The organism is Streptomyces sp. RK9, from assembly GCF_045070545.1.
GTDB lineage: Bacteria > Actinomycetota > Actinomycetes > Streptomycetales > Streptomycetaceae > Streptomyces > Streptomyces alboflavus.
Genome location: NZ_CP173704.1, coordinates 3,768,011 through 3,790,300, shown reverse-complemented (window position 1 = coordinate 3,790,300; position 22,290 = coordinate 3,768,011). Strand labels below are relative to the sequence as shown.

Annotated in this window: 23 protein-coding genes; 17 read left to right on the top strand and 6 right to left on the bottom strand. The window is 72.0% G+C overall.

Annotation, left to right across the window (positions count from 1 at the left end; translation table 11 throughout):
• Nucleotides 1–146 precede the first annotated feature (146 nt).
• Nucleotides 147–1,769, top strand: coding sequence for a malate synthase A (gene aceB, locus AB6L24_RS36600; RefSeq protein WP_380856179.1), 1,623 nt, complete (start codon nt 147–149; stop codon nt 1,767–1,769).
• A 176-nt stretch (nt 1,770–1,945) separates the two neighbouring features.
• Nucleotides 1,946–3,100 carry a serine hydrolase domain-containing protein gene (locus AB6L24_RS36595; RefSeq protein ID WP_405662739.1) on the top strand — a complete coding sequence of 385 codons (1,155 nt, stop codon included), beginning with the start codon at nt 1,946–1,948 and terminating at the stop codon, nt 3,098–3,100.
• Between the two features lie 30 nt (nt 3,101–3,130).
• Here AB6L24_RS36595 and AB6L24_RS36590 read toward each other — a convergent pair whose 3' ends face one another.
• Nucleotides 3,131–3,433, bottom strand: a complete 303-nt coding sequence (locus AB6L24_RS36590; protein WP_405662737.1) for a SelT/SelW/SelH family protein — start codon at nt 3,431–3,433, stop codon at nt 3,131–3,133.
• The gene (locus AB6L24_RS36585) at nt 3,430–4,344 is read right to left on the bottom strand and encodes a HipA family kinase (protein WP_405662735.1); all 915 of its coding nucleotides are present in this window, start codon (nt 4,342–4,344) and stop codon (nt 3,430–3,432) included. Before AB6L24_RS36585 ends, AB6L24_RS36590 begins: the two co-directional genes overlap by 4 nt.
• A 70-nt stretch (nt 4,345–4,414) precedes the next feature.
• Here AB6L24_RS36585 and AB6L24_RS36580 point away from each other — a divergent pair, with 70 nt between their 5' ends.
• Entirely contained in the window at nt 4,415–5,710 is a 1,296-nt protein-coding gene (locus AB6L24_RS36580) for a VWA domain-containing protein (protein ID WP_405662733.1), read from the top strand.
• On the top strand, nt 5,710–6,522 hold the full coding sequence (locus tag AB6L24_RS36575) for a hypothetical protein (RefSeq protein WP_405662730.1): 813 nt from the start codon (nt 5,710–5,712) through the stop codon (nt 6,520–6,522). The genes AB6L24_RS36580 and AB6L24_RS36575 overlap by 1 nt, the downstream gene beginning before the upstream one ends.
• A 213-nt stretch (nt 6,523–6,735) precedes the next feature.
• Here the strand turns inward: AB6L24_RS36575 and AB6L24_RS36570 are convergent, their stop codons facing one another.
• Nucleotides 6,736–7,383 carry a winged helix-turn-helix transcriptional regulator gene (locus AB6L24_RS36570; protein WP_405662728.1) on the bottom strand — a complete coding sequence of 216 codons (648 nt, stop codon included), beginning with the start codon at nt 7,381–7,383 and terminating at the stop codon, nt 6,736–6,738.
• Between the two features lie 84 nt (nt 7,384–7,467).
• Between AB6L24_RS36570 and AB6L24_RS36565 the strand changes: the two genes are divergently transcribed.
• The 3 genes from AB6L24_RS36565 to AB6L24_RS36555 are packed head-to-tail and all read left to right on the top strand — an operon-like array spanning nt 7,468 to nt 10,608.
• Entirely contained in the window at nt 7,468–8,679 is a 1,212-nt protein-coding gene (locus AB6L24_RS36565) for a pyridoxal phosphate-dependent aminotransferase (RefSeq protein ID WP_405662725.1), read from the top strand.
• 27 nt (nt 8,680–8,706) lie between these two features.
• A complete protein-coding gene (locus AB6L24_RS36560; protein ID WP_405662722.1) occupies nt 8,707–9,342 on the top strand; it encodes a peptidase in 636 nt (211 codons plus the stop codon).
• Nucleotides 9,343–9,390: 48 nt separating this feature from the next.
• Entirely contained in the window at nt 9,391–10,608 is a 1,218-nt protein-coding gene (locus AB6L24_RS36555) for an FAD-dependent monooxygenase (protein ID WP_405663591.1), read from the top strand.
• Between the two features lie 127 nt (nt 10,609–10,735).
• On the opposite strand, the gene AB6L24_RS36550 is transcribed toward AB6L24_RS36555, so the two are convergent.
• Nucleotides 10,736–12,382, bottom strand: coding sequence for a methyltransferase domain-containing protein (locus AB6L24_RS36550; protein WP_405662719.1), 1,647 nt, complete (start codon nt 12,380–12,382; stop codon nt 10,736–10,738).
• Nucleotides 12,383–12,517: 135 nt separating this feature from the next.
• Between AB6L24_RS36550 and AB6L24_RS36545 the strand changes: the two genes are divergently transcribed.
• The 3 genes from AB6L24_RS36545 to AB6L24_RS36535 all read left to right on the top strand — a co-directional run bounded on the left by AB6L24_RS36545 (nt 12,518) and on the right by AB6L24_RS36535 (nt 14,952).
• Nucleotides 12,518–13,111 carry a histidine phosphatase family protein gene (locus tag AB6L24_RS36545; RefSeq protein ID WP_405662717.1) on the top strand — a complete coding sequence of 198 codons (594 nt, stop codon included), beginning with the start codon at nt 12,518–12,520 and terminating at the stop codon, nt 13,109–13,111.
• A 626-nt stretch (nt 13,112–13,737) separates the two neighbouring features.
• A complete protein-coding gene (locus AB6L24_RS36540) occupies nt 13,738–14,385 on the top strand; it encodes a hypothetical protein (protein ID WP_405662715.1) in 648 nt (215 codons plus the stop codon).
• 129 nt (nt 14,386–14,514) lie between these two features.
• Entirely contained in the window at nt 14,515–14,952 is a 438-nt protein-coding gene (locus tag AB6L24_RS36535) for an acyl-CoA thioesterase (RefSeq protein ID WP_405662713.1), read from the top strand.
• 23 nt (nt 14,953–14,975) lie between these two features.
• Here the strand turns inward: AB6L24_RS36535 and AB6L24_RS36530 are convergent, their stop codons facing one another.
• Nucleotides 14,976–15,911: an oxidoreductase gene (locus AB6L24_RS36530; protein WP_405662712.1), complete on the bottom strand. Its 936-nt coding sequence runs from the start codon at nt 15,909–15,911 to the stop codon at nt 14,976–14,978.
• A 164-nt stretch (nt 15,912–16,075) separates the two neighbouring features.
• Between AB6L24_RS36530 and AB6L24_RS36525 the strand changes: the two genes are divergently transcribed.
• From AB6L24_RS36525 to AB6L24_RS36510, 4 genes are all read left to right on the top strand, one after another.
• Nucleotides 16,076–16,750, top strand: a complete 675-nt coding sequence (locus AB6L24_RS36525; protein WP_405662710.1) for a DNA-binding response regulator — start codon at nt 16,076–16,078, stop codon at nt 16,748–16,750.
• 311 nt (nt 16,751–17,061) lie between these two features.
• Complete coding sequence (locus AB6L24_RS36520) at nt 17,062–17,484, top strand: RICIN domain-containing protein (protein ID WP_405662708.1); 423 nt, start codon at nt 17,062–17,064, stop codon at nt 17,482–17,484.
• 258 nt (nt 17,485–17,742) lie between these two features.
• Nucleotides 17,743–18,576, top strand: a complete 834-nt coding sequence (locus AB6L24_RS36515; protein WP_405662706.1) for a Scr1 family TA system antitoxin-like transcriptional regulator — start codon at nt 17,743–17,745, stop codon at nt 18,574–18,576.
• Entirely contained in the window at nt 18,573–18,779 is a 207-nt protein-coding gene (locus AB6L24_RS36510) for a DUF397 domain-containing protein (protein WP_405662704.1), read from the top strand. Before AB6L24_RS36515 ends, AB6L24_RS36510 begins: the two co-directional genes overlap by 4 nt.
• Here the strand turns inward: AB6L24_RS36510 and AB6L24_RS36505 are convergent.
• Complete coding sequence (locus AB6L24_RS36505) at nt 18,739–19,428, bottom strand: S1 family peptidase (RefSeq protein WP_405662702.1); 690 nt, start codon at nt 19,426–19,428, stop codon at nt 18,739–18,741. The genes AB6L24_RS36510 and AB6L24_RS36505 overlap by 41 nt on opposite strands.
• Nucleotides 19,429–19,556: 128 nt before the next feature.
• On the opposite strand from AB6L24_RS36505, the gene AB6L24_RS36500 reads away from it, so the two are divergent.
• The 3 genes from AB6L24_RS36500 to AB6L24_RS36490 all read left to right on the top strand — a co-directional run bounded on the left by AB6L24_RS36500 (nt 19,557) and on the right by AB6L24_RS36490 (nt 22,284).
• Entirely contained in the window at nt 19,557–20,261 is a 705-nt protein-coding gene (locus tag AB6L24_RS36500) for a hypothetical protein (protein ID WP_405662700.1), read from the top strand.
• A 195-nt stretch (nt 20,262–20,456) separates the two neighbouring features.
• Nucleotides 20,457–21,695, top strand: coding sequence for a Cmx/CmrA family chloramphenicol efflux MFS transporter (locus tag AB6L24_RS36495; RefSeq protein ID WP_405662699.1), 1,239 nt, complete (start codon nt 20,457–20,459; stop codon nt 21,693–21,695).
• Between the two features lie 10 nt (nt 21,696–21,705).
• A complete protein-coding gene (locus AB6L24_RS36490) occupies nt 21,706–22,284 on the top strand; it encodes a TetR/AcrR family transcriptional regulator (RefSeq protein WP_405662697.1) in 579 nt (192 codons plus the stop codon).
• The last annotated feature ends 6 nt before the right edge of the window (nt 22,285–22,290 follow it).

Sequence of the window (22,290 nt, the reverse complement as noted above, 5' to 3'; positions counted from 1 at the left end):
CACTGCTCAGAAGCGCCCGACCCGGTGGACGGCGCCCGCAGCCGTATCTCGGCCCCGCGGCACCCAGTGCCGCGAGACCCGGCCCGGCGGCTGTCGGGGGCAGCGCACCGCCCGTGAAGCAAGCTCGCTGAAGGAAGTGACAGCTCATGTCCGCACCAGCGCCGTCACCGCTGGCCATCGTCGACGCCGAGCCCCTGCCCCGGCAGGAAGAGGTCCTCACCCCCGCGGCCCTCGCCTTCGTGGCCGAGCTGCACCGGAGGTTCACGCCCCGGCGTGAGACGCTCCTCGCCCGCCGCGCGGAGCGCCGCGCCGAGATCGCCCGCACCTCGACCCTGGACTTCCTCCCGGAGACCGCCGCGATCCGCGCGGACGACTCCTGGAAGGTGGCCCCCGCCCCGGCCGCCCTGAACGACCGCCGGGTGGAGATCACCGGCCCCACCGACCGCAAGATGACCATCAACGCGCTCAACTCCGGCGCGAAGGTCTGGCTCGCCGACTTCGAGGACGCCTCGGCTCCCACCTGGGAGAACGTGATCCTCGGCCAGCTGAACATGACCGACGCCTACGAGCGCCGCATCGACTTCACGGACGAGCGCACCGGCAAGTCGTACGCCCTGAAGGACGCGGCCGAGCTCGCGACCGTCGTGATGCGCCCGCGCGGCTGGCACCTGAACGAGCGGCACCTCACGGACGCGGACGGCACCCCGGTCCCGGGCGCCCTCGTCGACTTCGGCCTGTACTTCTTCCACAACGCCCAGCGCCTGATCGACCTCGGCAAGGGCCCGTACTTCTACCTCCCGAAGACCGAGTCGCACCTGGAGGCACGCCTCTGGAACGACATCTTCGTCTTCGCGCAGGACTACGTCGGCGTCCCGCAGGGCACCGTCCGCGCCACCGTCCTCATCGAGACCATCACGGCCGCGTACGAGATGGAGGAGATCCTCTACGAACTGCGCGACCACGCCTCCGGGCTGAACGCCGGACGCTGGGACTACCTCTTCTCCATCGTCAAGAACTTCCGTGACGGCGGCCAGAAGTTCGTCCTGCCGGACCGCAACCTGGTCACGATGACGGCCCCGTTCATGCGCGCCTACACCGAACTCCTCGTCCGCACCTGCCACAAGCGCGGCGCGCACGCCATCGGCGGCATGGCGGCCTTCATCCCGTCCCGCAAGGACGCCGAGGTCAACAAGGTCGCCTTCGAGAAGGTCCGCGCCGACAAGGACCGCGAGGCGGGCGACGGCTTCGACGGATCCTGGGTCGCCCACCCCGACCTGGTCCCGATCGCCCTGGAGTCCTTCGACAAGGTCCTCGGCGAGAAGCCGAACCAGAAGGACCGCCTGCGCGAGGACGTCTCCGTGGCCGCCGGCGACCTGATCGCCATCGACTCCCTCGACGCCAAGCCCACCTACGACGGCCTGGTCAACGCCGTGCAGGTCGGTATCCGCTACATCGAGGCCTGGTTGCGCGGCCTCGGCGCGGTCGCCATCTTCAACCTCATGGAGGACGCGGCCACCGCCGAGATCTCCCGGTCCCAGATCTGGCAGTGGATCAACGCGGGCGTGGTCTTCGCGGACGGTACGCCCGCGACGGCCGACCTGGCCCGCGAGGTCGCCGCCGCCGAACTGGCCGCGATCCGCGCCGAGATCGGCGAGGAGGCCTTCGCCGCCGGCAAGTGGCAGCAGGCCCACGACCTGCTGCTCCAGGTCTCCCTGGACGCCGACTACGCGGACTTCCTCACGCTGCCCGCGTACGAGCAGCTCCGCTGAGCCCACGCGCGCACGGCCGCAGCCCCCGGCACCCCTCGGTGCCGGGGGCTGCGGCGCGTCCGCCCGCTGTCCCGTCGACGGGCAGATCTTCGCCTCCGCCCGCCCCTGTGGCATAACATCCCCGCCCAGCACGGCAGTTGACGGGATGTTCGACACGGGTGCGACGGAGGACGGGCATGAAGCTGCGCAGACGACTGGTGGCCGCGGCGATATCGGTGGTGACGCTGACGACGCCGGCCGCGACCACCACCGCCACCGCCGCACCCCGTCAGGGGGAAGGCCCCGGCCACGAGGCGACCCGCAAGGCCATGGACGCCGTCGTCGCGGGCGGAGCGCCCGGCGTGACCGCGCGGGTCACCGGCGCGGACGGCGTCTGGAAGGCCGCGGCGGGCCTCGGCGACCTGGAGCGCGGCACCCCGCGCGGCGACCGGGACCACTACCGGGTCGGCTCCATCACCAAGACGTTCGTGGCCACCGTCGTGCTCCAACTGGAGGCCGAGGGCAAGCTGGACCTCGACGACACCGTGGGCTCCTGGCTGCCGGGCGTGGTCGAGGGCAACGGCCACGACGGCGACCGCGTCACCATCCGCCAGCTCCTCAACCACTCCAGCGGGATCTACGACGTCAACGCGGACCCGGAGTACGCGCGCAAGGTCTTCTCCAAGGACTTCCTGGAGCACCGCTACGACACCTGGACCCCGGCCCGGATGATCGCCATGGCGATGCGCCACGCACCGCACAACCAGCCCGGCGAGGGCGTGCTCTACTCCAAGACCAACTTCCTGCTCGCGGGCCTCATCATCGAGAAGGCCACGGGCCGCCCCTACGGCGACGAGATCCGCCGCCGCATCATCGACCCCCTCCACCTGCGCGGCACCCGCGTCCCCGGCACGTCCCCGACCCTCCCCCGCCCCAGCAGCCGCGCCTACGACCTGCTCTCCGGCGCCCCCGGCGGCCCCCTCCACGACACGACGGAACTCAACCCCTCGTACGCCGGAGCCGCCGGCGAGATGATCTCCAACGGCAAGGACCTGAACCGCTTCTACACCGCGCTCCTCACCGGCAAGCTCCTCCCGAAGCGCCAGCTGGACGCGATGAGGACGACCGTCCAGGTCCACCCCGACGTCCCCCACATCCGCTTCGGCCTCGGCATCGGCTCCTACCGCCTCTCCTGCGGCATCACCGTCTGGGGCCACACCGGCAGCGCACTCGGCTCCTCGTCGGTGGCGGTCACGTCGGCGGACGGCCGCCACACCCTGGCAGCCAACGCGAACGGCGACCGGTACACGTCGACGATGGCGCTGGTGGACGCGGAGTACTGCGGGACCTGACCTGCGGTGTGCGCCCGGGGCTCGATGCGGCTAGCGCTCCGAGTGCCCGAGGCTCCGCCCCGGCGCCACCACGTCCCGGACCAGGCGCTTCACCGCGGTCGGCTCCGGGAAGCCCTGTTCCCTGCGGTCCCAGACCACCGCGCCGTCGACGCGTACGACGAAGACGCCGCCCGTTCCCGGCTTCAGGGCCAGCTCGGTCAGTTCGGCCTCGAAGGTGGTGAGGAGTTCCTGGGCGAGCCAGGACGCGCGGGGCAGCCAGCGGCACTGGGTGCAGTACTCGATCTCCACGCGGTGGGGCCCGGGCGGGGGCGTCTCGGCGGGGCGGTCGCTCATGGGTACCTCTTCGCGGGGCGCGGGTCGGGCTTGCCGTGCAGGTTCGGGACGCGCTTGAGCCAGGTCGGGCGGGACGCCTCGGTGGCGCGGGCGCGGCGGACGTCCTCGGCGGCGAGTTCGGCGCGGGAGGGGAAGTCGGTGGGGAGCCAGGTCGCGGAGGCGCGGGCGCGGGCGGTGAGGTAGGTGACGTACGCGTCCCGCAGGGCGTCGGCCGTGGCGAAGCCGGGCTCGTCGGCGAGCCAGGCGTCCGGGACCTCGGCGACGATGTCGCGGAGGAGTTCCTCGGTGACGCGCGGGGCCAGCTCCGCGTCGGCGGCCGCGGTGTCCGGGCCGTAGCGGCCGAGCGCGTGCTGGCGGAAGTCGTAGGGCTTCTCGGCGGTGGCGAGGACGGTGGCCGCGTCCCAGCGGTGGTGGAAGACGAGGGCCGCGCCGTGGTCGATGAGCCACAGGCGCGGCTCGCGGGTGCCGAAGGTCGGCCAGACCATCAGGTTCGAGCTGTGCACGGTGCGGTCGACGTTCGCGGTGAGGGCGTCGAGCCACACGACCTTGCCCGCCTCCAGCGGGTCGACGTCCAGGTCGGTGTCGGGGGTGAAGTCGCGGGCTCCCGGCAGGTAGTCCATGCCCAGGTTCAGGCCCGCGCTGGCGCGCAGCAGGTCCTGCACCTCCTGGTGCGGTTCGTGCGCGCCGACGGCCGGGTCGAAGTGGGCGAGAACCAGCTCGGGCACGCGCAGGCCGAGGCGGCGCGCCAGCTCGCCGACGACGATCTCGGCGACCAGCGCCTTGCGGCCCTGCGCGGAGCCGGTGAACTTCAGGACGTAGGTCCCGAGGTCGTCGGCCTCGACGATCCCGGGCACGGAGCCGCCGGCCCGCAGGGGTTCCAGATACCGGACAGCCGTCACTTCTCGCAGCACACCAGCCACCCTAACCGGCGCCCGCAAGCCATTTTTGGAGCGGGCGGTCCTTGATCCATAAGATCCTCCGATGATCACTGGAAAGCGGTTCGCGGCGGGCCTCTGTGCCCTGTTCGCGGCCCTGAGCATGGGGCTCTCGCCCACGTCCGCGTTCGCGGACGACGAACCGGACGGCGCGGACGGCGGGTCCGGGCCCGTCCCGAAGGTCGAGTTGCTGCTCGACGCGAGCGGGTCGATGCGGGCCCGCGACATCGACGGCAAGAGCCGCATGGCCGCGGCGAAGCAGGCGTTCAACGAGGTGCTCGACGCCACCCCCGAGGACGTCGAGCTCGGCATCCGCACCCTCGGCGCCAACTACCGCGGGAACGACCGCAAGACGGGCTGCAAGGACACCGAGCAGCTCTACCCGGTGGGCCCCCTGGACCGCAGGGACGCCAAGACGGCGGTCGCCACGCTCGCGCCCACCGGCTGGACCCCGATCGGCCCGGCCCTCCTGAAGGCCGCCGACGACCTGAAGGGCGGCGAGGGCTCGCGCCGCATCGTCCTCATCAGCGACGGCGAGGACACCTGCCAGCCCCTGGACCCGTGCGAGGTGGCGCGGGACATCGCCGCCAAGGGCATCCACCTCACCATCGACACGCTCGGCCTGGTCCCGAACACCAAGATGCGCGCGCAGCTGAGCTGCATCGCCGAGGCCACCGGCGGTACGTACACCTCCATCCGGCACACCGACGAACTCACCGACCGGGTCGGCCAGTTGGTGGACCGGGCGGCCGACCCCGTCGTCACGCCCGTGGCGGTCGAGGGCGCCGACCGGTGCTCTGCCGCACCGCAGCTCAAGCCCGGCCTGTACACCGACCGCACCGGGTTCGGCGAGCACCGCTGGTACCGCGTGGACGTCGAGCCGGGGCAGGAGCTGCGCGCCTCGGTGAGCGTGGCGGCCGACCGGGCCGTGACCAACGACTACGGCGTGCTGATGCGGGCCGTCACCAAGCACGGCCGCGAGATCGTACGCGGCTCGGAGGCGGGCGACGGACGCACGGACGCGATCTCGACGGGCCTGCGCTACCCGAAGCCGGAGCAGGACTCCGACGACGCCGACGAGGCCGAGTCGGTGTGCCTCCAGGTGTCCCACTCCTACGCGCCCGCGTCCGGCGAGGCGGCGGCCGCCAAGGGAAAGCCCGGCCTGCCCGTCGAGCTGGCCGTGGACCTCGTGGACGCCCCGCACGACGCCTCCGACGTGGCGGCGTTCGGGCTCGGCCGCGGCTGGTGGCTGCTGGGCGCGCTGGTGCTGACCGGCTTCGTCGGCGGCTTGGTGTGGGGCTGGGTGGCGCGGTGGCGCGTCGCTGTCTGGAGGACTAGCTGATGCGTACGACACGTCTGCTGAAGACCCGTCTGCTGAAGACCCGTCTGGTGGCGGCCGCGGGCCTCGCGGGCCTGGCCGCGCTCCTCAGCGCCGCCCCGGCGCTCGCCGCCTCCGGCGATGACGACAAGGGCAAGGCCGACGCGGGCACGTCCTTCCGCACGGCCACGGAGATCGAGCAGGGCCACCGGGCCACGGCGAGCGCGTCGACCGGCGACTACCTGTACTGGTCGTTCCCGGCCGACGCGGGCCAGCGCCCCACCGTCAAGGCGACGGTGAAGCTCCCCGACGCGGCGCGCAGGGCCGAGGCCCGGTGGCGCGTCGACGTGTACGACGGCCTGAGGCGCCGTCAGTCCTGCATGTACGGCATGCAGTCGAGGCCCGCGGACGCGGCGACGGTCGACCTGGCCTGCGTCCTGCGCCCGGTCCGCGCCTGGTCGGACCCCTGGTCCAACGACCCCCTCCCGGGCACGTACTACATCCGCCTCACGGCGACGGGCCTGAGGACGGCCGACCTGGGCTCCCCCGTCACCGCCGAGGTCGAAGTGGCGTCGAAGGACATCGGCGGCGCGGCGGCGGTGGACGGCTCCCTGGCGAAGCCCTTGGTGCCGGGCGCCTCGGTCGACTCCGACGACACCGGCGACTCCAGTTCCCGAGCGTCCCTGTCGACGGCGGAACCGGAGGACGGCTGGGCGTCGGGCTGGTGGACGGACCGCTGGATCTGGACGGGCGCGGGCGGAGTGCTCGCGGCGCTGGCGGGAATCGGCGGCTACGCGTTGACGCGGGGCACCGGAAGGCCCCCATCGGCCGCCTGAGGGTTTTCAGCCCACCGGCCGCCTGAGGGTTTTCAGCCCACCGGTTGCCTGAGGGTTTTCAGCCCGTCCGGCGTTTGAGGACGAGGCGCGAAGCGCCGATTCGGGGGCGCCCCCGTCTCACCCGACGGGAACACCCACCCCCGGGTCCCAGGGGCGAAGCCCATGGTTTCGGGAAGGGGTGGGACTGGGGCGCCCCCGCGAGGGCACCCCACCTCACCCCTCCCGCAACACCTTCGCCAACACCCCTCCCCCCTCCACCACCACATCCCCACCCCGCACCGCGTCCCCCCACGCCAACTCGCCCCGCGCAAGGGCAACACACACATCCGCCCCCAGTACGACCCGCGCGTCAGCCTCGCCCTCCCCACCCCCATCGGCGTACACGGCCCGCCCCTCGGCCACGTCCCCGAGCCGCAGCAGGAACTCCCCTTCCTCAAGCCGCACTTGAACGACCCCGTGCCCACCGAGCGCCTCCAACCGCCCCCGCAGCGGCAGGGCGAACCAGTGCGCACGCACCGCGTCGGTGGGGGCGCGCTCACCGAGGTCGAAGGCCCCCCACTCCCCGAGCGCCGCAAGGACGGGCAGCAACGCCCGTCCGCGCGGGGTGAGTTCGTAGACGTACGCGGAAACGGGCGCGGCCATCCGCCGCCGCGAGGCGATCCCGCCCTGCTCCATGTCCTTGAGCCGCGAGGCGAGCACATCCGTGCTGACGCCGGGCAGATCGGCGTGCAGATCGGTGTACCGCCGGGGCCCGGCGAGCAGTTCGCGGACGATCAGCAGGGTCCAGCGGTCGCCGACGGCGTCGAGCGCGCGGGCGGCGGCACAGTACTGGTCGTAGCTTCGGCGTGATCGAGGTGGCATGCGTCGCAGTCTAGACAAGTTGTTGGACTTTCCAAGCGGCAGCTTGGTAAAACCAAGTAACGCACGCCACGGGAGGCACAGCACATGGAGTTCCGGCAGTCGAGCAAGCTCAGCGAGGTCTGTTACGAGATCCGGGGCCCGGTCATCGAGCACGCCAACGCCCTGGAGGAGGCGGGCCACAGCGTCCTGCGCCTGAACACCGGCAACCCCGCGCTCTTCGGCTTCGAGGCGCCCGAGGAGATCGTCCAGGACATGATCCGGATGCTGCCGGGCGCGCACGGCTACACGGACTCGCGCGGCGTCCTCTCCGCGCGCCGCGCCGTGGTCCAGCGCTACCAGGCGCTCGGCCTGGACGACATCGACGTGGACGACGTCTTCCTCGGCAACGGCGTGTCCGAGCTGGTGACGATGGCCGTACAGGCACTCCTGGAGGACGGCGACGAAGTCCTCGTCCCCGCACCGGACTTCCCGCTGTGGACGGCCGTGACGACCCTCTCCGGGGGCAAGGCCGTGCACTACCTGTGCGACGAGCAGGCCGACTGGTACCCGGACCTCGACGACCTGGCGTCGAAGATCACCGACCGCACCAAGGCCCTGGTGATCATCAACCCGAACAACCCGACGGGCGCGGTCTATCCGCGCGAGATCCTCCAAGGCATGCTCGACCTGGCCCGCCGCCACGGCCTGATGGTCTTCGCCGACGAGATCTACGACCAGATCCTGTACGACGACGCGGTGCACCACAGCGTCGCCGCCCTGGCCCCGGACCTGGTGGTCCTGACCTTCTGCGGCCTCTCCAAGACGTACCGGGTCGCGGGCTTCCGCTCCGGCTGGCTGGTGGTGACGGGCCCCAAGCAGCACGCGCGGAACTACCTGGAGGGCCTGACGATGCTGGCCTCCATGCGCCTGTGCCCCAACGCCCCCGCGCAGTACGCGATCCAGGCGGCCCTCGGCGGCCGCCAGTCCATCCACGACCTGACCGCGCCCGGCGGCAGGCTGTACGAACAGCGCGACCGGGCCTGGCAGAAGCTGAACGAGATCCCGGGCGTCTCCTGCGTGAAGCCGCGCGGCGCGCTCTACGCCTTCGCCCGCCTTGACCCGAAGGTGCACAAGATCCACGACGACGAGAAGTTCGTCCTGGACCTGCTGCTCCAGGAGAAGATCCAGGTGGTCCAGGGCACCGGCTTCAACTGGCCGCGTCCCGACCACTTCCGCATCCTCACCCTCCCGTACGCTGACGATCTGGACGCGGCGATCAGCCGCATCGGCCGCTTCCTGAGCGGCTACCGCCAGTAGCGAGCAGCCCCCAGGAGGAGCCTGCCGATGACCCTCTGCACCACCTGCCGCACAACGTCCCTCGTCCAGTTCGCCTCGCCGGACCTGGTCGCCAAGATCGTGTACGAGGGTCACGACGCCACGGACGACCCCGCCTGGCGGACGTCGGGCGCCGCCACGCTCGCGGACTACGGACGCTGGTGCAAGCACCTGTGCGGCATCACCTGCCTGCGGATGGCGCTCGGCCAGGACGCGCCGTCGCTGTTCGAGCTGCGCGACGGCGCGCTGAAGTACGGCGGGTACACGGAGGACGCCGACGGCACGATCCGGGGGCTGATCTACGCGCCGTTCGCCGAGTACGTACGCGACGTGCACGGCGTGGAGGCGACCGTGCACCGCCATCTCGCGCTCGACGAGATCCCGGCGCTCCTGGACGCGGGGCGCACGGTGATGGTGTCCGCGCACTTCGAGATCCGGCGCCCGGAGCGGCCCGCGCCGGGCAGGGGCGGGCATCTGGTCCTCATCACGGGGCGCACGGCGGACGGCGCACTGCACTTCCACAACCCCTCGGGCATCGACGCGCGCACCCGCACGGCCGAGCTGCCCATGTCTCAATTCGAGCCGTTCTTCGCAGGCCGGGGCGTATCGCTCGGCCCGCACCCGGACGCGCCGACCACGCACTGACAGGCGCTCATGACAGAACGTCACCCTCCCTGCCAGGATGGCGCGATGATGCATTCAGGCAGGGTCGCCGTCGTCGGCGGCAGCGTCGCGGGGTGCGCCATGGCCCTTGCGGCGCACCGTGGCGGAGCGGACGAGATCACGGTGTACGAGCGGGCGGGCGGCCGCCTCGCGGAGCGGGGCGTGGGCCTCGCCGTGCACAACTCCCGGTACGCGGAACTGGAGTCGGCCGGGTACATGGACGCCGACATGCCCTGGGTGCAGCTGGTCAGACGCCGCTGGTACGTACGGGACGAGCGGGCGTCGGGCCCGCTCGGGCACCCGATCGGCACGATGCCCTTCCCCTTCCGCACCTACAACTGGGGCCCGCTGTGGGGCGAGTTGCGGCGCCGGGTGCCCGAGTCCGTGGAGTTCCGCACCGCCACGTCGGTGGCGGCCGTGCGCACCGGGGCGGTCGGCGCCGAGGTGGACACGGCCGAGGGCACCGAGCGGTTCGACGTCGTGGTGGGCGCGGACGGCTACCGCTCCGTGGTGCGCGCCGCCGCCCACCCGGGCCTGCGCGCCGAGTACGCCGGCTATCTGGCCTGGCGCGGCGCCTACCCCGCCGGGCGCCTCGCCGACGCGCACCTGTGGGACGAGGAGGACTGCGTGTACGCGGTCTTCGACGGCGGGCACGTGATCATCTACCGGATCCCGGACGGCGTCGGCGGCCACCGCGTCAACTGGGTCCTGTACACCGCGCCGCCCCCGGGCCTGGACGCCGACCTGGGCTTCACCAGCCCCACGAGCCTGCCGCCCGGCGGCCTCACCGACGCGCTCGGCGCCCACCTCGCGCACGTGGCCGACGCGCTCCTGCCGCCGTACTGGGGCGCCGTGGTCCGCGCGACCCGGCCCGAGGAGCTGTTCCTCCAGCCCATGTACGACTTCACGGCGCCACGCTACGCCCTGGACCGGGTGCTCCTCGCGGGCGACGCGGCCACGGTCGCGCGGCCGCACACCGGCGCGGGCGCGGTGAAGGCGCTGCAGGACGCCACGGTCCTGGAGTCCGCCATCGCCACGGCGACGACCTGGCCGGAGGCCCTGGAGTCGTACGACACCGACCGCACGGTGGCGGGCCGCACGATGGTCGACCTGGGGCGGCGGCTCGGCCGGGCACTGGTCGAGCGGACCCCGCGCTGGCGCGATCTGGACCAGGCGGGCCTGGAGTCGTGGTGGAAGCAGGCGGACGGCTCGGGGGCGTTCGGGGGGCGCGAGCTGCGGCCCCGGTGAGGGCGGGCGGGCCGGAGCACCGAGGCCTGTCGGCGCTGCTCCGCTGCTCCGGCCCAGCCCCGCCCTGCCACCCGGACCTACGCGATCCGGGAACTACGGGAACTACGGGAACTACGGGATCCGGGAACTACGCACCGTTCCTGAAATGCTGGATGCCCCACGTGATGTGCCCGTCGCGCCCGGCGGCGACCCAGCGGGCGAGGCCGATCTTCATCTGCGTGAGGTAGTCGTGACTGACCTGGGCGGCCAGCCCTTCCGCCTCCTGGCGCTCGGTCTCCTCGAGGACGCGCGCGTAGTGCGTGATCAGTTGCTCGCGGTGCTCCTCGAACCCGCCCGGCGACGCGGTGAACCCGAGCCGGGCGAGCTCGCGCGCGTAGAAGCCGGGTGAGCCCATGTCGTCGAGGTGGATGCGGTCGAGGATCGGCTGCAGGACACCGGGCGGACAGTCGTCGACGGCCATCGGGTCGGTGAAGATGAGCTGCCCGCCGGGCCTGAGCACCCGGGAGATCTCCTCCAGGACCCGCACGCGGTTGCCGCTGTGCAGGAAGGCGTCCTGCGACCACACCACGTCGACCTGGTCGTCCGGGTAGGGGATGTCCTCGAAGGACCCGTCGACGACCTCGATCAGGCCGGAGAGACCACGGGAGTGGTTGAGCTCCTTGTGGCGCTGGTTCTCCACCTCGCTGAGGTTGAGGGCGAGCACGCGGCAGCCGTACGTCGACGCCAGGTACCGCGCGGAGCCGCCGTAGCCGGAGCCCAGGTCGAGGACCACGGACTCCTCGGTGAGGCCGAGCTTGCCCGCCATCCGCTCGACGGTGCGGCGGCTGGCGTCGGCGATGGGCTCGCCGGAGTGGTCGTACAGGCCGATGTGGATGTCCTCGCCGCCCCACACGCGGGCGTAGAAGTTGTCCGCGTCGGTGGAGTTGTAGTAGCTGCGGGCGACGCCGACCGCGCCGCTGTACCGCTCGTCCTGCTCGTCGTCCGCGCGGTACTCCTTCTCCGCGACGTGCACGAAGAAGTCGGGCTGCTCGCCCCGGTAGGTGTGCTGGAAGTCCCCGTACGTCTCGATGTTCTGGAACCCCACCTCCGACATGAGCCGCCGGGTGTAGTCCTTGCGCAGCGGGAACATGTTGAGGTGGTAGACGGAGTCGTCCGGGAAGCTGTACCGCATCCGCACGAGGCCCTCGTCGACGTACTCGGGCTCCACGGACACGTCTTCGCCGCAGTAGTAGTACGTGTGCTTGCTGGTGTAGCCGTCGTCGAGGATCGCGTCGTAGTTGCGCTGGTCGAGGACGAGGATGCCGTCGTGCTTGAGCATCGCGTAGAACTCGGCGAGCGCCCTGCGGCGGTCGCGCTCCGAGAACAGGTGGGTGAAGGAGTTGCCGAGGCACACGATGGCGTCGTACGCCCCGTGCACGTCCCGGTTGAGCCAGCGCCAGTCCGCCTGGACGACCCGCATCACGTGGCCGTCCTTCATGCCGTTGGAGAAGGCCGCCGACAGCATCTCCGCGCTGCCGTCCGCGCTGACCGTCTCGAACCCGGCGGCGAGCAGCTGCACGGAGTGGAAGCCGGTGCCGGTCGCGACGTCGAGCACGCTCTTCACGCCGCGTTTGCGCAGCAGATCGATGAAGAAGTCTCCTTCGCTCTGCGCCCTCCTCTCCCAGTCTATGAGCGAGTCCCATTTCTCCACGAAGCTGGGTACGTACTCCTCGGTGTAGTGGCCGGTTTCCCGTACTTCGACGGGGTTTTCGCCGAACTTCTGAGCCGGATGCACGATGAACACCCTTCGACTTCAATGGGGGATGGCCTGGGCACATCGCTATCCCAAGGCGGGTACCCCCATGCGTCCGCGCTTCGTATACATACGCTGGGCTGACAATTCGCCGACCGGAACAGGACCGTCAACGCCATGGGTGATCTTCTCCTCGTACGTCACGGCGAGACCGAATGGTCCATGTCAGGGCAGCACACCAGCTGGTCGGACATCCCTCTCACCGAGAACGGGCGGGCCCAGGCGCGGGCCGTCGCGCCGCTCCTCGGCAAGTACCGCGTTGACGCGGCCTTCACGAGCCCGCGCGTGCGCGCGCGTGAGACGGCCGAGCTGGCGGGGTTCGCCGATGCTCGTGTGGACCCCGATCTCTCCGAGTGGGACTACGGCGCGTACGAGGGCGTCACCACCGTCGAGATCCACCACAGCCGTCCCGACTGGTTCCTCTTCACGGACGGGGTCGCGCCCGGGCCCGTCGAGCATCCCGGCGAGACCCCCGCCCAAGTCGGCGAGCGGGCCGACCGGATGCTGGCGAAGGTCGACGCTGCCCTCGCCAACACCGAGGGCAGCGTCGTCCTCTTCGCCCACGGCCACTTCCTCCGCGTCCTCACCGCCCGCCGCCTCGGCTTCCCCCCTGCGGCGGGCGCCCACTTCCAACTCGCCACGGGCACCGTGAGCCGCCTCAGCTACGAACACGGCCGGCCGGTCCTGGCGACGTGGAACGTGCGGCCGTGAGCGCGGTGCGGGCCCTGCCGGGGGCTCCCCAATCCCGCCCCTTCTCCGAAACCGGGGCTCCGCCCCTGGACCCCGTAGCCGGTCGTCCCGTGGCGGGTGGGACAGTCCTCCCCCGCTATCGGCGCTCCGCGCCTCGTCCTCAAACGCCGGACGGGCTGAAATACAGCCGGGGCGGGCCGGAGAGGCGCTGCGGCGTGAGCCCGTTTCGGGGCTGAGGGTGCCGGTCTCCTGCCCAGCCGAAGCACTGGCGGGGGCGGGCGGGTGGGAGAAAGCCCGTCCGGCGCTTGAGGACGAGGCGCGGAGCGCCGATACCGGGGGTGCCCCCGGCAGGGCTGAAGGTGCCGGGCTGTCGGCCAGGCCGCTGCAAGTTCGGGCGGGCGGGTGGGAGAGAGCCCGTCCGGCGCTTGAGGACGAGGCGCGGAGCGCCGATACCGGGGGCGCCCCCGGCAGGGCAGAAGGTGCCGGGCTGCTGGCCCGGCCGGTGCAAGTGGGGGCGGGCGGGTGGGAGAGAGCCCGTCCGGCGCTTGAGGACGAGGCGCGAAGCGCCGATACCGGGGGCGGGCAGGAGCACCCGCACAGGCCGCCCGCCCCGGGCCGATGTCAGTGGCACGAGGCACTATCGGGGCATGGCCAAGCCCACCACACCCGCACAGCGCCGCGTCATCGCGGGGGCCGACCCGGTCACGGGCCGCCTGACCGGCACAGAGGCCCAGCTGACCGCCCTCGTGCGCCTCCAGCTGGCCTTCCGCCACCCCCGCCCCCCGCACGCGTACTTCCTGACCCCGGCAGGCCACCGCGTCCGGGAGGAGCCGGAGCAGGCCGTCCCGGAGACGGCCCCGGTGGAGCCGGTCCCGGGCGTCTTCGCGGCCCGCACGGGCACGGAGGACACCGAGGACACAGAAGGCGTGGCGGAAGGCCCCGCCCGGCAGCGCGAGGTGCGTGCCGCGTGGCTGGGCCTCGTCGAGATGCGCCGCATGACGAACGCGGACGCCGACCGGGACCGCCCCTGCGCCTGGGAGCGCACCCACCTGGTGCAGGCCGCCGCGATAGCCCTGGAGGCGGCGGGCCGCACCCCGGCGGGCCCAGGCCGCGAGGGCTACCGCGTGACGGCGACCCCGCAGCCGGACGCGGTGGCGGTGCGCGAGCCGACACCGGAGGGCGTCCGGGCCTGCGCGACGGCCCTGGAGCGGGCGGGCTGGCAGGTCAGCGAGCACAGCGAGCGGACAGCGGGCGGCACGGGCCGGTATGTCCTGGTGTCACCCCGGAGGGGATGAGTTTCGGCGATGGCCGGAATGCCGCACGCCGAGCGGGTGTTGGTGTTCAACCTGATGACATCCATTGAAGTTGAAGTAGTTGAAGTCGAAGACGTTGAAGACGTTGAAGACGTCGCAGAAGGGAAAGCCGTGTCGCAGCACTCGTCGCCCGAGCCGTTCTCCGTGGGCATCAGCGTCCGCGGGTACGAGACGGACTCGCAGGGGCACCTCAACCAGTCGGTGTACCTGCAGTACGCGGAGCACGCACGCTGGTCGGCCCTGCGGGCGGCCGGCATCGACCAGAGCGATCTCCTGGGGAAGGGGGTCGGCCCGGTCGCTCTGGAGAACACGGTGCGGTATCGCAGCGAGCTGCGGGCGGGCGACGAGGTCGAGGTGACGTGCCGGTTCGTGTGGGGTGAGCGCAAGACGTTCCGGATCGAGCAGACCCTCGTGCGGGCGGACGGCCAGGTGGCCGCGACGGTCTCCGGTCTGGGCGGTCTGCTCGACCTGAAGGAGCGCAGGATGGTCGAGGACCCGAAGGAGTACTTCAGGGCGCTGGCGTCGGACCCGCGCGTGCTCGGCCTCTGACACGTACGGGGACGCCGGACGCGTCAGTCGGCGGGCAGCTCCGCGAGGTCGGCCGCGTCGAGGCGCAGCGCGGCCGCCGCGACGTTCTCCTCCAGGTGGGCCGGGGACGACGTCCCGGGGATGGCGAGCATCGCCGGGGAGACGGACAGGGACCAGGCGAGGGTGACCTGCGCGGCCGTGACGCCGTGCCGGTCGGCGACGGCGCGCAGGCCCGCGAGGTGCGGGGCGCCCGCGCCGCCGAGGGGGAAGAACGGCACGTAGGCGATGCCCTGGCGGGCGCAGAGGGCGATCATCGCCTGTGCCTCCGGGTCGTGGTGGCCGGGGCTGAACCTGTTCTGGACGGCGGCGACGGGCGCGACGGCCCGGGCCTCGGCGAGCTGTGCTGGCGTGGCGTTGCTGACGCCTAGGTGTCGGATGAGGCCCTGTTCGCGGAGTTCGGCGAGGGCTTCGAAGCGGCCGTCGCCGGGCCCGTCCTCGCCGAGGAACCGCAGGTAGACGAGGTCGAGGTGGTCGACGCCGAGTTCGCGCAGGTTCCGGTGGACGTCGTCCTTGAGCTTGGCGGGCCCGGCGGCGCCGAGCCAGTTGTGGTCCGGGTCGCGGTCGGGGCCGACCTTCGTGGCGATGACCAGGTCGTCGGGGTAGGGGTGGAGGGCTTCGCGGATGAAGGTGTTGGCGGCGAGGTCCTTGTAGAAGTAGAAGGCGGCCGTGTCGATGTGGTTGACGCCGAGTTCGACGGCGCGGCGCAGTACGGCGCGGGCCGTGCGGGGGTCGCCCGCGGGGCCTTCCCAGGTGCGGCCCGGCAGCCGCATCGCGCCGAAGCCCATGCGGTGCACGGGGAGGTCACCGCCGAGGAGCCAGGTCCCGGCGGCGGAGGCGGGGCGCGTGGGGACGGCGGGGCCAGATGCGGGGGTGGCGGCGGTGGCTTCCGTGGCGGCGTGCGAGTCGTTCGTGTTCGGCATGGCCACATCCTGTGGGTGCCGGGGCGCGGGTGGGCGCGGGTGGCACGTTGTTGCCAGTTCGGGGAGGCTGTCCCGGTCGGGGCACGGGCCCACAGGGGCACAGGGGCACAGGGGCCACAGGGGCCACAGGGGCCACGGAGCACGCGGATATGGGGCACGGGGACATGACACACGAGGAGACGGCCGACTTCGTCACGTTGCGGGGCGAGGAAGAACTGGTGCGGCGCGCCGGTGACCTCTTCGCGTCGGCCCGCGAGGAGTTCCTGTGCGGCGCCGCCGACCTCGTCACCTGGTCGGGCGGGGTGAACGCCGCCTTCGCCTGCGGAAAGCGGCCGCCGCTGCGGACGGGGAGCGAGGGCGGGCTCGCGATGCGCAAGGTGTACACCAGGCGGGCCCTCGGCGACCCGCACTCGGAGCGGCGGCTCGCCGCCATCGCCGCGTCCGGCGCGCAGGTGCGGATCTCGGCCGCTCCGCTCGCCCGGGAGGCGATCGTCGTCGACCGGCGGGTGGCGGTTCTCGCGGGGTCCGAGGCGCGGGGTGCCCGCACGTACACGGTGGTGCGGGCGGCCGATGTCGTCGAGGGGATCCACTCGCTCCTGTACGCCACGTGGGAGGCCGCCGAGGATGTCGCCGAATGCCTCGGGGCGGCCGCGGTGCCCGCGCTGGACGCGGAGGCGCGGTCGGTGCTCGGGGCGTTGTCCGCCGGGCTCACCGACGAGGCCGCCGCCCGGCGGCTCGGGATGTCGTTGCGGACCTACCGGCGGCGGGTGGCCGGGCTCATGGCCGCGGTGGGGGCCACCTCGCGGTTTCAGGCGGGGGTGCGGGTGCGGGGGCGTTAGCCCCCGCGGGGCGGGCTGCGGCCGCGCACCGTGGGCCGATGGAGTGTCGGGCTTGAAAGCGTGGGGTGCGGGGCGGTGTTCCGGTCTTCGTCGGGCGCGGGTACGTCGGTGAGTGTGCCTGGTGGTTCTGCTCGCGGGGCTCGTCCATCCCCACCGCCACAGGTGGCCCTCGGCAGAATCCGCTCATTTGACCGCGCTTTGGAGCCACTTGCCGCTATGGCCGCTTTTTGCCTCTCCGTCCCCTGGAGCGAGCCCTGAGAGTGAGCCGGTGTACGACGACCGACGACCGACGACGACCGAAGGGGAAGTACATGTCCGACCTTCAGCTGCCGAGCGGGATCTACATCATCGGCGCGCACATCGGCTTCCGTACGGTTCTCACGCCCACCCCGCACTCCGTCAGCCACGGCCGCCCCGTCATCTCCGCGCCCGAGCTGATCCCGCCCATCGTCCAGGAATGGATCATCGAGCGCGCCGGTGAGCTCCTGCCGGGTCAGTACCACATCCGCCCCGCCCACGGCCCGTCCGACCAGTACCTGAACTACACCGACGAGGGCGCCTTCGTGCGGAACGGCTCCCCCGTGCCGTGGCGCATCCAGCCCACCCCGTACGGCATCCAGATCGTCTCGGACAAGGACCTCGTCCTGCGCACCGAGTACGTCGGCGCCCAGGTCAGGCTCGCCCCCGAGGACGACTCGCCCAACGAGGCCTGGACGCTGCACCAGCTCCGGTAGACACCCTCCGTCGGCCCCGGCCCCGCCCTCGCGCGCGGCCGGGGCCTTGCTGCGCTGCGTGAACGTATGTGCTGGCGTGGGGGTTCGCACCCGAAGCGCCACGGCACCCGCGGTGACCTGCGCTGTCGTCCTGCGGGAGCCAGAGAACTCGTACGCTGCGTAAGTGTACGGGTGCGAAATGTAGACAGTACGGGTAACTGTCCGTGAGCATGGGCGCGTTGGCGGGGAACGGTACGCAAGCGTCTGGGGAGACCCGTGATGTCGTCAAGCACGCCTGGCACGAACGAGCCCGAGCCGACCGATGGGCTCAAGGCCTTCGGCGCGGCCCTGAAGAGCTTCCGCAAGCGGGCCGGTTACACGCAGGAGGCGTTGGCCCCGGAGATCGGTTACTCGACGCACTTCATCGCGTCCATCGAGCAGGGCCGGCGGTTCCCGCCCTCACGGTTCGTCGATCAGGCCGAGGCCACGCTGGATGCGTTCGGGACGTTGCGGTTGGTGGTCAACCAGCTGACGCGGCAGCGGGGTCTGGCCGCGTGGTTCCGGCGGTGGGCCCAGCTGGAGCAGGAGGCGGTCAACCTCTATACGTACGAATGCCGTCTGATTCCCGGCCTCTTGCAGACGGAGGCCTACGTGCGGACGTTGTTCGGAGCCCGGGTCCCCTCGCTCTCGGACCAGGAACTGGAGGACCAGGTGAGTGCGCGCCTGGAACGACAGAAGCTGCTGCGCGAACGACCGAACACCGGCTTCAGCTTCATCATCGAGGAGCACGTCTTCCTGCGGCGAACGGGCGGATCAGATGTGACACGGGAACTCATCGATCACGTGCTGGAGGCGGCGGCGCCCCGCAACATCGAGGTGCAGATCATGCCGCTGTCACGGGGCGTTCACGGGGGCCTCGACGGCCCGATTCAGCTACTGGAGACGTCAGAGAACAAGTGGTTCGGATACTGCGAGGGACAGGAGACGGGCCAGTTCATCTCAGACCCGAAAGTGATCAGTACGCTCCAGACGCGGTATGCCAAACTGCGCTCACAGGCCCTCACGCCCGAGGATTCCGCAAACCTGTTGGAGCGACTGCGAGGAGCACCATGAGCACTACTCCCGAGCCAGCATGGTTCAAGAGCAGTTACAGCAGCGGAAGTTCCGGCGACTGCGTCGAGGTGGCCCCCGGCCCCGCCGTAGTCCACATCCGCGACTCCAAGAACCGCCAAGGCCCCCAACTCGCCCTGGAACCGGCCGCCTGGGCCGACTTCCTCACGTACGCGCGTACCCGACCCGGAGGCCGTGCGCGCTGAGGATCGGCGGGAGCGGCTGGAAGAACGTCGTGCCGCCGGACGAGCAGTTGCCGCTGCCGCCCACGGCGATGCCGAGCGCCGCGTCACCGGCGAAGCCGGGGCCGCCCGAGTCGCCGGGCTCGGCGCAGACGTTCGTGCGGATGAGGCCGTGCACGGTGCCCTCGGGGAAGGTGATCGAGGAGTTCAGGGACTGGATGGTCCCGCAGTGCATGCCGGTCGTGGGGCCCGTGCGGCAGATCTGCTGGCCGACGACGGGCTGCGGGGCGCGGTTGATGCGGATGATCTGGCTGCCGGCCCTGATCTCGCTGGGATAGGTCAGCGTGGTGTTGGTGTAGCGCACGAGGGCGTAGCTGCTGCGGGGGAAGACGACGGTCTCAGTGACGCCTACCGGGACGGTGAGGCGGGGGTCGGCGTACCACTGGGTGCCGACCGTGCCGCAGTGGCCGCCCATGATTCCGTAGAAGCGCGAGCCGTTGCTGACGTTGAAGGCGACCGGGCAGCGGCCGCTCGCGGAGTAGAGGACGTCGCCGCCGCGGACCGCTGTCGCGGTGGGGGCGGCGGGCGCGGCGGTGGCGGAAGGGGCGGCGAGCAGGCCGAGGGCCGCGAGGGCGGCGCACAGTAACTGAGCGATGATCAGGCGGAGTCTCATGGGGTCTCCTGTGGGGGTGGGGATGTGCGCTTCGTCGAGCGTGGGCATTGTTGCGGAGTCCGGCGGGCTCGTCACGGGTCGCGGCGCGGACCCGCCTCACCGGCTCCGGAGGCGGGCATACTGGCACCATGGGCACCGACCCGCTGGACGAATCGGACCTGACGAACGACGAGGCACAGCCCGAAGAGGCGAACGGGCAGAGTGCCGGTGAGCGACATCGGGCGGCCGACGCACGCGACGCCGCCGCCGACCAGCGGGAAAAAGCCGCCGACGCACGCGAAGTCACGGCCGACAGGCGGGAAACCGCCGCCAACAAGCGGGAGGCCGCCGCCGACCAGCGCGACGCCGCCGCCGACGCATGGCAGAACGGGCTCGCCGCGCACGAGAAGCGCCTGGACCTTCGCCGGCGCGCGGCGGGCGATCCGACTCCGAGCATCCGGAAGCGCTCGTACGAGCAGATCGGCCGGTCCCAGGCACTGCTCGCCTCCAGCCAGGAGCGCCTGAACCGCAGCGAGGCGGCCCTGCGCCGCGCGGACGCGGCGGACCTGCGGGAGCAGGACACCATCAACCGCGAGATGGCCGCCGGCGCCAAGGACATGGCAGCGAAGGGCCCTGTGCCGCTCAAGGCCCTGCAGGCCCGGGCGGACCTGCTGCGCGAGCGGGCCGTGGCGGCGACCGAGGCACTGGCCAGGACGGAGGACGCCCTGGCCGACGAGCACGGACAACGGCACCGGGCCCGGGATGCGGCCGGACACCGCCACCGCGCCGCCCAGGCCCGCACCGCGTCCGAAGCACTGCGCGCCACCACCGAACCGCCCGAGGACAAGGGCTAGCAGCACCTTCCCGCAGAGCCGCACGCGTCAGTACCCCCCACTCACCCCGGCATCGCCCTGACACGCACCGGCCGTCGCCCTGACTCGTTTTGAAGCACTCGCTTCAGAACGTGCTAGGGTCCGTCCGCCGATGTTTTGAAGCGACTGATTCAAAACATCGGCGCACGCACCCGTCACCACCAAGGAGGGACCTTCATGCCGCTCGCGGTCTATGTGTTGGCGCTCGGCATCTTCACCCAGGGGACGTCGGAGTTCATGCTGTCGGGACTGCTCCCCGGCATGTCCGACGACCTGGGCGTCTCCATCCCCGACGCCGGGCTGCTCATCTCGGCGTTCGCCATCGGCATGGTCGTCGGCGCGCCACTGCTCGCCGTGGCGACGCTGCGCTGGCCGCGCCGCACGGCGCTCGTGCTGCTCCAGGCCGTGTTCATCGCGGGGCACGTCGTGGGCGCGCTCGCGCCGGGGTACGGCGTCCTGTTCGCGACCCGGATCGTCAGCGCCCTCGCGTACGCCGGGTTCTGGGGCGTGGCCGTCGCCACCGCCGTGGCACTCGTGCCGAGCGAGGCCAAGAGCAAGGCGGTCGGGCTCGTCGCGGGCGGCCTGACGCTCGCGACCATCGTCGGCGTCCCCGCGGGCACCGTCCTCAGCCAGTCCGCGAGCTGGCGCGCCGCCTTCTGGGCGGTGGCCGCGGCGACCGCCGTCAGCCTGGCCGCGACCGTGTTCGCCGTGCCGGGCGGCCGGGGCGCGCGCGAGGCGCCGTCCGTGCGCGCCGAGCTGCGCGGCATGCGGCGGCCGCAACTGTGGCTCTCGTACGCCATCACCGGCTTCGCCTTCGGCGCGGTGATCGTCACCTTCTCCTACCTCGCCTCCCTGCTCACCGACGAGAGCGGACTGAGCGAGGGCTGGGTGCCCGCCGTGCTCGCGCTGTTCGGGGCGGGCGGCATGCTCGGCCTGCTCGTCGGCAGCCGCACCGCGCAGGCGCACGCCGTCGGCACGCTCGGGTGGGGGCTCGGCGGGCTCGCGGTGATCTCGGCGGCCCTCGCGCTCACCGCGCACACGGCCATCGCCGTCGTGCTCGCCCTCGTCTTCCTGCTCGGCATGGCGGGGTACGTGACCAACCCGGCGCTCCAGTCCCGGGTGTTCACCCTCGCCCCGGACGCGCCCACCCTCGTCGGCGCGACCAACACCGCCGCGTTCAACGTCGGCAACACCCTCGCCCCGATGCTCGGCGGCCTCACCATCGACGCCGGGTACGGGTACACGTCGGTGGCCTGGGTCGGGGCGGGGCTCGCGGTGCTCGGGTGCGCGGGGGCGCTGTGGGCGGGGCGGCTCGAACGGGGGACGGCTCGGGGTGCCGAGGGGGTGACGCACGCGGTCGGCCCGGCCGTCCCGGCAGCCGGCACCAGTTTTGAAAAGGTGTTCCAAAACCGGTAGGCTCCGGCCCATGGCCAGGCCACGACAGTTCGACGAGGACCGCGTCATCACCGCCGCCATGGAGACCTTCTGGCGCCACGGGTACGAGGGCACGTCCACCCGCGACCTGTGCGACAGCACGGGCCTCGGCCCGTCCAGCCTCTACAACACCTTCGGCGGCAAGCGCGAGCTGTACCTGCGCGCCCTCGACCGCTACTACGAGACGGTCACCGGCGCGCAGATCGAGCGGCTCCAAGGGCCCGGCACCGCCAAGGACCGGCTGCGCGCGATGATGCTGCATTCCGTCGACAGCGACCTCGACGCGGACGACGGACGCGGCTGCTTCGCCATCAACGCGGCGATCGAGCTCGCCGGGCTCGACGCGGACGTCAAGCGGGTCGTGCGGCGCAACTTCACGCGCGTCGAGGACGAGGTGCGCGCGGTCGTCGAGGAGGGCCAGGGCGCGGGCGAGATCCCGGCGGACCGCGACGCCCGTGCCCTGGCCCGGCTCGTCCAGAGCACGTACTACGGCCTGCGCGTGCTCGGCCGCGTACAGGACGACCGCGACGTGCTGCTCGCCACCGTGGACAACACCCTGGAGCGGCTTTGACCAGCG

Bases quoted from the DNA above. Each gene is read 5' to 3' on its own strand.
- aceB (WP_380856179.1), top strand. From the start codon at position 147: ATGTCCGCACCAGCGCCGTCACCGCTGGCCATCGTCGACGCCGAGCCC.
- AB6L24_RS36595 (WP_405662739.1), top strand. From the start codon at position 1,946: ATGAAGCTGCGCAGACGACTGGTGGCCGCGGCGATATCGGTGGTGACG.
- AB6L24_RS36590 (WP_405662737.1), bottom strand. From the start codon at position 3,433: ATGAGCGACCGCCCCGCCGAGACGCCCCCGCCCGGGCCCCACCGCGTG.
- AB6L24_RS36580 (WP_405662733.1), top strand. From the start codon at position 4,415: ATGATCACTGGAAAGCGGTTCGCGGCGGGCCTCTGTGCCCTGTTCGCG.
- AB6L24_RS36575 (WP_405662730.1), top strand. From the start codon at position 5,710: ATGCGTACGACACGTCTGCTGAAGACCCGTCTGCTGAAGACCCGTCTG.
- AB6L24_RS36570 (WP_405662728.1), bottom strand. From the start codon at position 7,383: ATGCCACCTCGATCACGCCGAAGCTACGACCAGTACTGTGCCGCCGCC.
- AB6L24_RS36565 (WP_405662725.1), top strand. From the start codon at position 7,468: ATGGAGTTCCGGCAGTCGAGCAAGCTCAGCGAGGTCTGTTACGAGATC.
- AB6L24_RS36560 (WP_405662722.1), top strand. From the start codon at position 8,707: ATGACCCTCTGCACCACCTGCCGCACAACGTCCCTCGTCCAGTTCGCC.
- AB6L24_RS36555 (WP_405663591.1), top strand. From the start codon at position 9,391: ATGCATTCAGGCAGGGTCGCCGTCGTCGGCGGCAGCGTCGCGGGGTGC.
- AB6L24_RS36545 (WP_405662717.1), top strand. From the start codon at position 12,518: ATGGGTGATCTTCTCCTCGTACGTCACGGCGAGACCGAATGGTCCATG.
- AB6L24_RS36540 (WP_405662715.1), top strand. From the start codon at position 13,738: ATGGCCAAGCCCACCACACCCGCACAGCGCCGCGTCATCGCGGGGGCC.
- AB6L24_RS36530 (WP_405662712.1), bottom strand. From the start codon at position 15,911: ATGCCGAACACGAACGACTCGCACGCCGCCACGGAAGCCACCGCCGCC.
- AB6L24_RS36525 (WP_405662710.1), top strand. From the start codon at position 16,076: ATGACACACGAGGAGACGGCCGACTTCGTCACGTTGCGGGGCGAGGAA.
- AB6L24_RS36520 (WP_405662708.1), top strand. From the start codon at position 17,062: ATGTCCGACCTTCAGCTGCCGAGCGGGATCTACATCATCGGCGCGCAC.
- AB6L24_RS36515 (WP_405662706.1), top strand. From the start codon at position 17,743: ATGTCGTCAAGCACGCCTGGCACGAACGAGCCCGAGCCGACCGATGGG.
- AB6L24_RS36510 (WP_405662704.1), top strand. From the start codon at position 18,573: ATGAGCACTACTCCCGAGCCAGCATGGTTCAAGAGCAGTTACAGCAGC.
- AB6L24_RS36505 (WP_405662702.1), bottom strand. From the start codon at position 19,428: ATGAGACTCCGCCTGATCATCGCTCAGTTACTGTGCGCCGCCCTCGCG.
- AB6L24_RS36500 (WP_405662700.1), top strand. From the start codon at position 19,557: ATGGGCACCGACCCGCTGGACGAATCGGACCTGACGAACGACGAGGCA.
- AB6L24_RS36495 (WP_405662699.1), top strand. From the start codon at position 20,457: ATGCCGCTCGCGGTCTATGTGTTGGCGCTCGGCATCTTCACCCAGGGG.
- AB6L24_RS36490 (WP_405662697.1), top strand. From the start codon at position 21,706: ATGGCCAGGCCACGACAGTTCGACGAGGACCGCGTCATCACCGCCGCC.